The sequence below is a fragment of the Anaerobacillus sp. 1_MG-2023 genome (genome assembly GCF_030547345.1).
GTDB classification, from domain to species: Bacteria; Bacillota; Bacilli; order Bacillales; family Guptibacillaceae; genus Guptibacillus; species Guptibacillus hwajinpoensis_B.
In genome coordinates, this window is record NZ_JAUORD010000007.1 from 163620 (window position 1) to 175683 (window position 12064).

Below are 12064 nucleotides of genomic sequence, written 5' to 3' on the forward strand. Positions count from 1 at the left end.
AACAGAAACTTCAATATACTACTCAAAGTTACAACAAGAGACGACAATTGTAAACGGTGTTTCTACATGTTTTCTAAAAGAAATCGTCGAATATCATCTCTTTGTGCGCTTGCCCGGGGAATAATTAGGTAAATGAAGCTATTTCCTACCAAATACGAGATTATCTCTCGCAATTCGCCGTCTTATTTCTTGTTCATGACCGTCTTTCATGTCCAATTTGTGAAACATTTTCAAACAGAGCTCCGCTGTCATTCTTGCGTCGTTTAGGGCATGATGACGTTCATGACGTTCAATATTCAACTTCCTTATCAACGAATCCAGCTGCGGATTACTGCGAGGAAATAATTCCTTCGCCAGTGCTTCCGAATCCAAATAAGGAGGTAAATAATCTGGCAACCCCCATTTTTGAACGAGTGTTTGTAGAAAATAAACATCAAATTTAACGGGATGAGCAATAAGAGTCGTCCCTTTACTAAACGCCATAAATTCTTCAAACGCTTCAATAAATGTCCATCCCGCTCTTATTTCATCAATGGATAGACCCGTTAGCTGTCTAACAACCCGCGGTACTTTATGAATAGGGCGAACAATTCGATAGAAAGTTTCTTCGAGGATCCTTCCTTCCACAAGATCGATTTTCACCGCACCGATCGAGATTACTTCATCCCCGATAGCTGGATAAAAACCCGTCGTTTCGAGATCGTAAACGGTAAAATATCGACTGCTTGATTCTTGATATAATAACAGAGACTCCTGCAAGCGATCATAAACTGGTAAATCCTTGTCCCTTTTGATCTTTTTCTGCCATTTCACACGATCATATAGATAATAGCGCAATAATTTCAAACCTATGGACGACATTGTTAAATACTCCGATTCCTTCGAAAGCTTAATTCACTTACCTGCTGCATCCGTTTTGCTACAAGCAACGCTTCCCTCATTTTCCTTCTCTCTTCTTTTTCCCATTCGATTGGCCTTACTTGATTCGAAATCTCTACCCCTTTTTCTAGTTGATAAAGGTTTTGTCTAACACGGAACGTATAAAGGTAATGAAGAGATGTTTCGATATTGATCACATCACGATGATGAAAAATTTCTTTTTTCTTTAACTCATGAAGCCTTTTAATTGTATTAACTTCTTCCACTCCATATTTCATTGCAAATATTCGAATACCGTTCACGATTTGCATAATAGCAGCTTTTTTCAAATCAAGCGTTTTTTCTTTCCCACGAAGTTGAAGCTTTCCAAGAGGATTTAACGGCACGCGAAAACGAATCGTATCCTTCATTAACAGCATTTGAAGCGTTTGAGCTTTCTTAATTCGCGCAGTAATGCGACTTCTTAATGTTCGTGCGAGATCAAAATCTCCGTAAACAGGACGAAAATCCATAAAAATTGTAAAATTCCGGATCTCTTCAGCATCTGTTTCAGTAATCCAACGATTTACTTCTGTTTGCCAATTAGAAAGGGAGCGTCTCCATTTCTCATTTTTCGCCATTATCCCCCCCTCACACTCAGGGAGACCACATGTCGTAAGCATCGTATTGATTTTCCTTGCAAATATCGAGAAATACGTTTCAATTTCCTGTTTATGCTCGAGGTGTTCATAATCATCAATAATAAGTCCGTTGTCTTGATCTGTACTAAAAGCCTGTTCTTTGCGCCCTTCGCTCCCCATAACGATGAAGCAAAAGTTCACTGGCGCCCGTCCATATCCCTCACTGATCATTTCCTTCTCTGCAAGTAAAATAATGCGTCGATGCATTTCATCATTATAATTGGACATCATCTCACATATTTCATAACCCAACGTATTCGCGTCAAGTAACTCTTGAATAAATGAGCGAAATTCTTCATGTATTGGTGGTGAAAGATTCATTATTTCATTAAGCTCTTTAGCTCGTGATAGTCGATAGGACAGATCTAAATAGGCCGATTCCTGAATTCCTAAGAAAGATTTTGCTGAAACCATTCCGACAATACGATCTCGCTTTACAACAGGTAGCGAAGAGACTTTGTGAAATTTTAAATACGCCAATGCTTCATAACTAAAGGCATCCTCTTCTACCATATTAGGTTTTTGATACATCCACTTATGGATAGGATCTTGAAATTGTCCCATTGTAAGTGCATTTATGACCTCTAGCGGTGTTATTGTACCAAGAACACTTTCACGATCTTCGCTTACTATCACACCGTCATAATTTTTCGTTCGAAAGAGCTCCGCGGTTTCTAATACCGTATAAGTTGGTGGGATCGTCACTTTCGTATCCATAATCGAGCTCACTCGTGTTCTATACAAGGCGATGTTTTCACCATCAGCCTCCCGATCTCGCTCTTGCTTAATTTCATCATAGAGGCTTCTCATACGTTCACCAATGGTATCGAGTACATTATGTGAAAAGGCAGGGTTTTCTGTCATGATCTTTAGCATGACTTCTTTTTTGATTCGAATAACCTGGCAATCTTCATTAGCTTGCACAGAAAACGTCATAGACTCATCTGTAAGCATAATCATGAGCCCAACTAGATCTCCGGGATAATAGAAACGCATTGTCGTTTGTTGCCCATTCGCTTTGTGCACAATGTTTTTAGCAATACCAGAGACGAGGAGATAAAGCGTATTCGTATCTTCATCTTCGTGATATAAAAATTCACCCTTTTGATAAGTTGCGAAATGTGCTGATTCCATTAGACTTTCGATTTCAGCATCGCTCAAAGAATGAAATGGTTCCTTTTTCTTCAACACTTCATAGAAATCCTGCATAACAACCTCCTATCGTTAGCGAGCTGCTTTTTGCTCAATTCTCTCGATTCGCTTCATATATTGCAGCCGCTCGTTCTCTTCTTTATCTTTAAGAATCCGTTTCTTCTCTTTCCATTTTTGGTATGCAGACAGAGCATAGTGAAGGGCTTTCTCATAGTCTTTCGCTTTATGCTCATAATATTTAGCTAATTCAATATCGCACTCTTCATCATTTGTGGATTGTGATAGCGACAGCCAAATCTCGATGGCTTCTTGAACGTTATCCTGCTTCTTATATATCCGAGCAAGCGCCTTTTTGGCGTCCTGTTCATGACGACCAGTTGTCTTTTCATATAGTAAAGCCGCATGATCCTCTTCTCCAACAGCTTCCCACCATCGAGCAGACTGGTATTGTTCACCAGCTGTTAAGGACTTTCCTTCCACATCAAGAAGGAGATTAGACAAACGAGTATATAGCGTGATTAAAGATAAGATATCTTCTTCATTGTGTTTCATCACGCCTGCGATCAGCTCTGGATCTGGATCTTTTACAAACTCGAAATAAAGCATAGGAGCTAAATAGCCTGGAATATCTTCTTCCCGTTCAAAACCTAGCTGCTGTTCTTCTACGTTCGCGAGTCTAACAGACTCCATATCATTTTTCCAGAATCGCCTCGCTCCGTGCAACAGATCGAAATGACCAAATTGCGGTAACTTAGGGACTTGTTCACGAATAAGCGTATGACGTGTTTTCACCTGTGGCCAATCAAACGCTTTGCCATTGTAGGTAACTAGGTTCTTCAATTCTTTTACATCTTCTAGAAAAGCTTGATACATCGGAACTTCTGCACCTGGGCCAGGCAAAAAATACTGATTTACAGAAATTCCCTCCTCTGTATACTGGCTATATCCAAGTAGAAAGATAGTATTTCCAACCCCACCTCCTAAGCCAGTTGTTTCTGTATCAAAAAACAATAAATCGGAGGGCTGAAGGTGTTTTGAGGAGAGTGGATGTGCACGATAGTGACGATTCCAGCGTTCGACAACTTGCTCAAGTTCTTGGAAAGTGTAACGTCCATGCTTATAGGAAGTTGGATACTGTTTTTTTCTCACTAGCGCATATTCTCCGTCAAAGAAAAACGGATGAGCATCTAGATCACGCCACTTATTCAAATGAGGAACTTCGTGAATCGGCTGCTCTACTTTCGCTTCCACTTCTTCTCCTTCGTTCAAGTTCATATGCTTTTTCATTCGATTTAATTTAGCTTTCAGTGACATCAGAATGTTCACCTCTTAAATATTCAAGTAAATAGATGGCTGTTTGCTTACTATTTTCACCCGTTTCACCGGAAACGCCCACACACGAAGGACAGCCACTTTCACATTCACAATTAACAACAATGGATTCGGCTTCTTTTAATACAACCCCTAGCTCTTTGTAAACTCGCTCCGATAGCCCAATGCCCCCAGGGTAGCGATCATAGAAGAAAACGGTAGGCTTGTTTGAATGGACAGCTTTGATTTGTGGTGTCACATGGAGATCGGATACATCGCACATGACAAACAGCGGAGCAACGTTACGAAGAACGTTACCAAGCCCTAACAATCCCTCCTCTAAGCGATTTTCTCCCATTGTTTGAACAAAGCTTTCAGGAAAGTCGAACCAGCAAGCATTCGTGTGAAGCTCTTCTTCTGGTAAGTGAATCGGACCTGATCCAATATTTTCGTGAGTTTCAAATTTAATTTTCTTAAAAATAGTTGCCATAGCATTTACCATAACTTCTCCATACGTTGCGGTTGTGTGTGGGAGCGGTTCACGCTTATCTTCTTCTAGAACCTTCAGTTGAACAGCAAGATTAGCATCCGTATAGTAATCCACATCAACTTCCCTTACCCAAGCTTTTTTCTCGTCATAGTCAAGAAGCTCCACTTGATATTGCACACCCTGGTGAAGATAAATCGCTTCTTCATGAAGAAGCGTCATGGCACTAAATCTGTCCATTTCTCCAATGACTTTTACATTAGCAACCGTTGTTTGATCAATAATAACGACATTTTCCTGCGAGGCAGAACGAAGGCTTACGTTATGAGCCGGGAATGCATCGTTCATCCAGAACCAGCGATTTGCCCGATGATGAAGCAGCTGTTCGTCTGTTAAAAACTCAAGAACATCCTCAATGTCTTCCCCACCAAACGTATCCCCTTGTTGAAACGGAAGCTCATACGCTGCACATTTAACATGATCCACAAGAATAATTAAGTTATTAGGGTTCACTCGCGCCTCTTCTGGGTTCCGTTCAAAAAAGTAATCCGGATGTGTAATCATATATTGATCAAGCGGACTAGAACTAGCGACAACAAATACAACAGACTCATCTTGACGGCGACCTGCACGTCCAGCCTGCTGCCACGTGCTCGCAATGGTGCCTGGATAGCCTGTCAGCACGCACGCTTGAAGCTGTCCAATGTCCACACCAAGTTCGAGGGCGTTCGTGCTTACCACGCCTTTAATGTCTCCATTTCGAAGTCCTCTTTCAATTTCCCTTCGCTGCTTCGGTAAATAACCACCCCGATATCCCATAATAGAACGCGGTCCTAATTCACGCTGTTCTAGCTGCTGTAAGTATGTGAGAAGGATCTCAACCCGAACACGACTACGTGCGAAAACAATTGTTTGAATGTTGTTTTTTAATAGTTCCGCCGCTAAGTTTCGTGCTTCAAGTGTAGCCGATCGTCTAATGTTCAAGGCTTGATTTACAACAGGGGGATTATAAAGAACAAAATGCTTTCGTCCAGTAGGAGCCCCATTGTTATTAATTAACGTAATTCCTTCACCAGTAAGCTCCTCTGCAAGCTCTTTTGGATTCGCAATTGTAGCCGAAGTACAAATAAATATGGGATTACTTCCGTAGAATCGACAAATCCTTTTCAATCTTCGAATCACATTGGCTACGTGACTCCCGAAAACACCACGATACGTATGTAGCTCATCGATGACAATCACTTTAAGGTTCTCAAAAAGAGAAACCCACTTCGTATGGTGTGGGAGAATAGCAGAATGCAGCATATCTGGATTCGTCATCACAATGTGGCCTGCTTTTCGAACGATTTGTCTAATGGTTGGAGAAGTGTCCCCATCATACGTATACCCTTTTAAATCCACTTCCATTTCATCAATCAATTCATTAATTTCACTTTTTTGATCTTGTGCAAGGGCTTTTGTAGGAAATAAATACAGTGCCCGACTTGACGGATCCTTCAAGATCGTATCCAAAACAGGCAAGTTATAGCACAAAGTTTTCCCAGAGGCGGTTGGTGTAACAGCGACAAAACTGTTCCCCTTTGAAGCTTCTTCATATGCTGTAGCCTGATGAGTATATAGCTGTTGCACTCCTCTATCTTCAAGTGCTTTCTTTAACTCAGGCTGCAATCCTGCAGGATATGACGCTGTTTTAGCTTCTTTCGGTTCAATCGTTTTCCAATTAACAATATTGGATCGATACTTTTCCTCCTGCTGAAACATCTCCAGTAGCTGGGGCAGTTTCTTTTTTCTTTCCATCCGATCACCTCAAAAATTATTCTATTTCTATTGTAGCGAATATGCGTTCGAATGGATACCGTTTTGATTTGAAAGTAAAGCTTTTCCATTACCTACTAACTAATAATCGAAAACCTTCGCCAATGCTATTAGAATCGAGCTCATATCTTTCTTTAAGAGAACACACTTTTCTCTTAAGGCACGCGTATTTATCTTCAAAATATAAACATATCAACTAAGGGTGCAATAGAAGTTTTCTATCGAAAATGTTTCATCACCATATTTTTTCTCATCCGACAACCTAATTAGTGACAAAGAAGCTACCATGGTCTCACAACCTGGGTAGCTTCTTTGTTTAATTATCCAATTCTTTTATTACCTTCTCTACATTCGTCTCAGGAAGCGAACAACTAAAATTCTCACAAACATAGATCGTTGTCGTATCTGTCTTTTCAAATTCAGCTGCAAACGAAGCTGCTTCTTTTAACAAGGTAGGATCTGCAGTACTAATCACTGTAAGTTCAGGGAAAAAGTTCTGCTGTAAAAACTCTTCAATCTTTTCTTTGCTTGTATCACCATTATCCCCAACAATAACAACTTCTTTTGGAGAGGATAAAGTATAAAGCTTGCTCATTAAGAAATAAGCATGTCCACTGGAATACGAAGATACATCACCTGAAAAAGCGGTAAACATCTTGTTAGCCCACACATCATACTTTGCCTCCCCCGTTAACTTCGACAAACGGAGCAGTTGAAGAACAGCTACACTATTTCCAGACGGTAGCGCCCCATCATGCACATCCTTAGGTCGTGCAATTAATTCATCTGCATCATGGCCGTAAAGATAGAAACCTCCAGCGCTATCGTCCCAGAATAAATCGTGCATCTCATCTGACAGTTTTTTCGCTTTGAGGAGGTACTCTGACTTAAACGTAGCTTCATACAATTCGTTTAATGCCCATAATCCATAAGCATAATCATCATGGTATGCTTTAAATTTCACTTCACCATCACGGTAACGAGCCATTAATCTACCGTCTATGACGAGATTTTCTTCGATGAATCTGAATGATTCCTCAGCAGTTTGTGTGTAGGTATGTTCAGCGAACACCCTTCCTGCCTTAGCGAAAGCTGCAATCATAAGCATATTCCAGCTTGTAAGGATCTTATCATCCTTATAGGGGTGAATCCGTTTTTCACGAACCTCATACAGCTTCTTTCTAGCCTCTTCTAACTGCTTATTAACATCTTTTTCTGTCATGCTAAATGATTTAGCTACCTTTGAAAGATCGGTTTGAATCAAGTTCGGAATGTTTTTCCCTTCAAAGTTCCCTTTTGACGTGATGTCATAAGCTTTGCAATATAGGGAGCCTAGCTTATCGCCAAGGATGTCGTGGACCTCACTCTCTGTCCAAACATAAAACTTCCCCTCTTCTCCTTCTGAGTCAGCGTCTTCAGCGGAATAAAAGCCACCTTGCTCACTAGTCATATCTCGCGTCACATACTCGAGAACATCACAAGCGACTTTCTTATAGTGTTCTTCTCCCGTTACTTGATAAGCTTCCGTGTAGGTAAGGGCAAGCATGGCGTTATCATACAACATCTTCTCAAAGTGAGGCACTAGCCATTCCTGATCTACCGCATATCTTGCGAAGCCATAGCCAACATGATCATATATCCCGCCCTTTGCCATCGCGTCAAGCGTTCGTGTAACCATTGTTAATGCGAGATCATTATCGTATTGTCGATAATATCTAAGTAAATACATCAGCATATGAGGTGAGGGGAATTTAGGAGACTGACCAAAACCACCAAAAATGGTATCAAAGGAATTTTGCATCTGCTCAAAAGCATTATGTAATGGTTCCTCTGTTAATTCCCCACCTTCTGCATTCATCCGCTCCTGCAAGGAGGCTGTAATTTTATCTCCGATTCCTGTAATTCGATCAGGGTTTTCCTTATATTGCTGATAAAGCTGTATGATAGCATCTTTAAACCCAGGAATATTGTATCTGCTTTCTTTCGGGAAGTACGTTCCTGCGTAGAATGGTTTTTGATCAGAAGTTAGAAAAACGTTCAATGGCCACCCACCCTGACCCGTTAATCCCTGACAAACTTTCATATATATTGAATCAATATCTGGACGCTCTTCGCGATCGACCTTAATCGCTACAAATCGATCGTTTAAAAGCTTTGCTGTTTCCTCATCCTCAAAGCTTTCTCTTTCCATTACATGACACCAATGACAGGTCGAATACCCGATCGAAACGAGAACAGGCTTATCCTCCCGCTTCGCTTTTTCAAACGCTTCTTCTCCCCATGGATACCAGTCTACTGGATTGTGAGCATGTTGAAGCAAATAGGGCGACTTTTCATGAATTAACTTATTTTCGTATGGCTGATTGGCTTGATTTTTCACGTTTACACCCTCCGTTTCTTGGTTTATCTATCTTCAGTGTACCAAAATGGGCTCTATAATCCTAAAAAACAAAAATAAGCGGAATTACCGCTTATCATATGTTTGATCAATATATTTTTGCTCTTCTTCGGTTGTCATTAATCTTTTTGCTTTTCCAATTGTTCCTCCATTTAAATCCCATATGTAATTATGAACTTCTACCGCATTAGAAAAATCTCCCTCGTCCCATTCTTCTAATGTTTCAACGTAAAAATCTTGATATTTATATTCTTCATTCGTTCCCTGTACTTTCTCTAATACTTCCAACATATTATCGATGCGTTCCTCTGAAATTTGATAGATTCCCCATTTATCTTTAGCAACCACTTTTTGATGAGTCATACCGTGAATGTAATCCTGAAATTTGCTTTCCTTTGGTATGCCATCAGCGCTAATCGGTTCTTCACTGTCACTTACATAGCGCGCAGGGTCAACAGATGATCCAGTCGCTTCATCAACGGTATCCGCTTCATTCGTTGTTTCTTTTAAATCCCAACCTAAATCAGAAATAAACCAGTAAGTGTATCCAAATATGAAGACCAAAATAATAGAAATGGAAATGATTAATGTTTTTGTAGATGGCATTGACTGTTCCAACTCCTTAAACAAATCGATCCTTCTTAAATCGGAAAGGGATTGATTAGATTTAACGTTTCGTAAGTCCAAAAGGGCATTTATACCTATTTTTACATACATTTCTAAAAATACAAGGTTAATAAACTATTTTCTGAAAATTTATTCGAAACTTGAATATTTGCATGTTTTATTAGGCTAATGGATAAGCATGTCCAGCTCTTTCGACATAAAGTATTGAGAGACAGGAGGTGTTAAAATGGGAAATCGCCGTAATACAAGTAACCCTAGAACATATGTTAAACGAAACAACCAAACAGAAGGTGAAACAACTGATCGTAGATCTAGAGGATGTGGATCAAGAGATAGTGACACAAGAGGTCGCCAAACAGGTCCGAGCTGTTCTAGATACTGCTCTAACGTTTGTCGTCGTTTATTTCCTTTAGACTTCACACGATGCTTCAATGACTGTGTATCCTGTCAGGAAGAAGTTCTCTTTGAAACGGACCACGAATTTTACGAAGATTAAGAGATGACATTGAAAAGGACAATCCTATTTAATAGGCATTGTCCTTTTTAGCTTATTTCACTATTTTCTCCTCTGATTAGCTACGCCTTATCCTGGAATTAACTGACGATTAATGGACCAATCAAACTGATCTGTCTTTAACCATTTTGTAAGAGCTTCGATATCCTCGGAGAAAACACGATCTTCCTTGATGGAAGAGACAACTAATCGACCTTCTTCATAAAGCTTCTGAGCTGATTTAGAAGCTAACGAGATTCCGCGAATTTCTAATGCTTGCATCCCGCAAATCATTTCAATGCTGACTACCTTTTGGGCATTCAATATAATTTGATAAGCATGACGAGCCCCTATTGTCCCCATACTTACGTGGTCTTCCTGATTTGCTGAAGATGGAATGCTATCAACACTTGCTGGGTGTGCTAGTGTTTTATTTTCTGATACAAGAGAAGCAGCCGCATATTGCATGATCATGGCGCCAGACTGCAAACCAGGGTCCGGACTTAGAAATGCTGGGAGATCATTTAGCTGAGGATTAACGAGTCTCTCCACTCGTCGTTCCGAAATATTAGCCATTTCGGCTACAGCTATTTTTAAGAAGTCCATCGCAATTGCAATGGGCTGACCGTGAAAATTCCCTCCGGACACGACCGTTTGTCCATCCTCTAGGATGAGAGGATTATCTGTTGCAGCATTCATTTCGATTTCAAGTTTTTCTTTAATATACACTAAACTTTGTCTAGAAGCTCCATGTACTTGCGGGATACAGCGAAGCGAGTAAGCATCCTGCACTCGTTTCTCTCCTTGATGTGTCACGAGTTTGCTATCGTTCGTGAGCGCTCGTATTCGCTCTGCAACTTCCATTTGTTCTGGATACCCACGCGCTTCATGTATCGCTGGATGGAAGGCATCTACTATACCTTCAAGCGCTTCAAACGTCATTGCTCCAATCCAATCACACTGATTTATTAAGCGCTCTGCTTCAATATAGTTAATGACTCCCATCGCCGTCATTGCCTGTGTACCGTTAATTAGTGCAAGCCCCTCTTTTGCCTTTAAGGAAAGAGCAGGCAAAGAGAGATCATCATACACACTTTTTGTAGGAACGATGCTGCCCTTATAGTGCACTTTTCCTTCCCCTACCAGAACTAGCGCAAGGTGAGATAGGGGTGCTAGATCCCCGGAAGCACCAAGAGAACCTTGACTTGGTATAACTGGAATGATATTTTCATTCGCAAGATGGCAAAGGCGCTCCACAATACAAGGACGCACGCCAGAATATCCTTTGAGTAAAGCGTTCAATCTGAGTACAACCATTGCTTTACTCACTGATTCTGGGAAGTATTCACCTATCCCGCACGCATGAGAACGAATGAGATGGAGCTGAAGTGTATCAACATCTTTATCCTGTATACGAACGTCGCTAAATTTACCGAAGCCTGTATTGATCCCATATACGGTCTTTCCACTAGCAACAATCCTTTCTACAGCCTCTCTGCTCCGCTTCACTTTATTCATGCTGACTGGATCAATCGTTATCTGTTCTCCATCATAAATAAGTTGTTTCATTTCGATTAATGTTAAATTAGATCCGTTTAATTGAATCATGTCGATCCCCTTCTTTCAGTAATTTGATCGCCAAAAAAAAGAGACGACAATGGAACAGACTGTTCCATTGCCGCCTCCTCATCGCTAATGGCTTTAGGCAGCTTTTAACCTATATGATTAATCCCTAGTCCAAAAGTTTCATGTTCAAGACCTTTCACCGGAGCACCAATTGTTCCATAGAATGCTACCGCAAGCCACTCACCTTCGTCATAATGCTCATAAGGAGAGCCGCGTACAATAGCAAAGCGCAATCCTACAGTCCTCATCATGTCACCTGCTCCAATTTGCCCCCGCATGACCCCTTCTAATGCCTCTAAGATGGCATGATATAACGCATGCGTTTCTCGATAGAGGTCTTCCGAAATAATATTATTCCTTTTTGCGGATGTTTCGACAGCTGATATTACTTTTTGCATGCTCATAGATCCTGACTTTCCCTGACAGTAATCAACATCTTTTAGCTGAGCTAAAAATGGTTCTAACTCTTCAGGAGTTAAAGAAGCCACAAGCATCGCTAATTTTCCAATCAAAATTTTTTGTGCCAATACTCTCACCTGTCTATCATTCTACTATTCACTAATATCTCACTTAATTGTAAGCGCTACCAATATGTG

Annotated in this window: 9 protein-coding genes; 1 reads left to right on the top strand and 8 read right to left on the bottom strand. The window is 40.6% G+C overall.

Going from position 1 to position 12064, the window contains the following annotated elements; genetic code table 11:
- Nucleotides 1–138: 138 nt before the first annotated feature.
- The 6 genes from Q4550_RS13715 to Q4550_RS13740 form a co-directional block, all read right to left on the bottom strand.
- Nucleotides 139–861: a 3'-5' exonuclease gene (locus Q4550_RS13715; protein WP_303533507.1), complete on the bottom strand. Its 723-nt coding sequence runs from the start codon at nt 859–861 to the stop codon at nt 139–141.
- Between the two features lie 2 nt (nt 862–863).
- Entirely contained in the window at nt 864–2768 is a 1905-nt protein-coding gene (locus tag Q4550_RS13720; RefSeq protein ID WP_303533510.1) for a DUF294 nucleotidyltransferase-like domain-containing protein, read from the bottom strand.
- 15 nt (nt 2769–2783) lie between these two features.
- A complete protein-coding gene (locus Q4550_RS13725; protein ID WP_303533513.1) occupies nt 2784–4025 on the bottom strand; it encodes a ribonuclease H-like domain-containing protein in 1242 nt (413 codons plus the stop codon).
- Nucleotides 4009–6306, bottom strand: coding sequence for a DEAD/DEAH box helicase (locus Q4550_RS13730; RefSeq protein WP_303533516.1), 2298 nt, complete (start codon nt 6304–6306; stop codon nt 4009–4011). The genes Q4550_RS13725 and Q4550_RS13730 overlap by 17 nt, the downstream gene beginning before the upstream one ends.
- Nucleotides 6307–6640: 334 nt before the next feature.
- Nucleotides 6641–8704 carry a thioredoxin domain-containing protein gene (locus Q4550_RS13735; RefSeq protein ID WP_303533519.1) on the bottom strand — a complete coding sequence of 688 codons (2064 nt, stop codon included), beginning with the start codon at nt 8702–8704 and terminating at the stop codon, nt 6641–6643.
- 84 nt (nt 8705–8788) lie between these two features.
- Nucleotides 8789–9328 carry a DUF6241 domain-containing protein gene (locus Q4550_RS13740; RefSeq protein WP_303533523.1) on the bottom strand — a complete coding sequence of 180 codons (540 nt, stop codon included), beginning with the start codon at nt 9326–9328 and terminating at the stop codon, nt 8789–8791.
- A 239-nt stretch (nt 9329–9567) separates the two neighbouring features.
- Here Q4550_RS13740 and Q4550_RS13745 point away from each other — a divergent pair, with 239 nt between their 5' ends.
- The gene (locus tag Q4550_RS13745) at nt 9568–9762 is read left to right on the top strand and encodes a hypothetical protein (RefSeq protein ID WP_303533526.1); all 195 of its coding nucleotides are present in this window, start codon (nt 9568–9570) and stop codon (nt 9760–9762) included.
- 170 nt (nt 9763–9932) lie between these two features.
- Here Q4550_RS13745 and hutH read toward each other — a convergent pair whose 3' ends face one another.
- Nucleotides 9933–11450, bottom strand: a complete 1518-nt coding sequence (gene hutH, locus Q4550_RS13750; RefSeq protein ID WP_303533528.1) for a histidine ammonia-lyase — start codon at nt 11448–11450, stop codon at nt 9933–9935.
- 104 nt (nt 11451–11554) lie between these two features.
- The gene (gene hutP, locus Q4550_RS13755) at nt 11555–11995 is read right to left on the bottom strand and encodes a histidine utilization transcription antiterminator HutP (RefSeq protein ID WP_226613503.1); all 441 of its coding nucleotides are present in this window, start codon (nt 11993–11995) and stop codon (nt 11555–11557) included.
- Between the last annotated feature and the right edge of the window lie 69 nt (nt 11996–12064).

Excerpts from the sequence above, each read along its gene's own strand:
- Q4550_RS13715 (WP_303533507.1), bottom strand. The coding sequence starts at position 861 with ATGTCGTCCATAGGTTTGAAATTATTGCGCTATTATCTATATGATCGT.
- Q4550_RS13720 (WP_303533510.1), bottom strand. The coding sequence starts at position 2,768 with ATGCAGGATTTCTATGAAGTGTTGAAGAAAAAGGAACCATTTCATTCT.
- Q4550_RS13725 (WP_303533513.1), bottom strand. The coding sequence starts at position 4,025 with ATGTCACTGAAAGCTAAATTAAATCGAATGAAAAAGCATATGAACTTG.
- Q4550_RS13730 (WP_303533516.1), bottom strand. The coding sequence starts at position 6,306 with ATGGAAAGAAAAAAGAAACTGCCCCAGCTACTGGAGATGTTTCAGCAG.
- Q4550_RS13740 (WP_303533523.1), bottom strand. The coding sequence starts at position 9,328 with ATGCCATCTACAAAAACATTAATCATTTCCATTTCTATTATTTTGGTC.
- hutH (WP_303533528.1), bottom strand. The coding sequence starts at position 11,450 with ATGATTCAATTAAACGGATCTAATTTAACATTAATCGAAATGAAACAA.